The sequence below is a fragment of the Streptacidiphilus pinicola genome, from assembly GCF_003258295.1.
GTDB lineage: Bacteria > Actinomycetota > Actinomycetes > Streptomycetales > Streptomycetaceae > Streptacidiphilus > Streptacidiphilus pinicola.
On sequence record NZ_QKYN01000166.1, the window covers coordinates 41081 to 41339 of the forward strand.

General features: G+C 76.1%; 1 protein-coding gene. It reads right to left on the minus strand.

All coding sequences use genetic code 11. The features are described from left to right. A partial coding sequence (locus tag DN069_RS40570; RefSeq protein ID WP_165845752.1) for a hypothetical protein occupies positions 1 to 259 on the minus strand: 259 nt, incomplete at both ends.

Genomic DNA, 259 nt, shown 5'->3' on the forward strand with positions numbered 1-259 from the left:
GTCGCGGACCCGGTGGTGCCGCTCGCCGTGGAAGATGTCCAGTTCGCCGGTGCGGGCATCGACGACCCGAACGACGAAAGACTCGTCCGCGGAGTGCCGGGGCGCGTCGTGCGGCGCCGCTGCGTCGTTTCGCGGTGCGGCGGCCTCGGCCGCTGCGGGGCCGGCGAGTCCGGCGTTCAGGACGAATCCCGTGGCGACGGTCACGGCGCCTGCGGCGGTGGCGTGCTGGATCAGGCGGCGCCGCGGGGGGGGTGGCCGA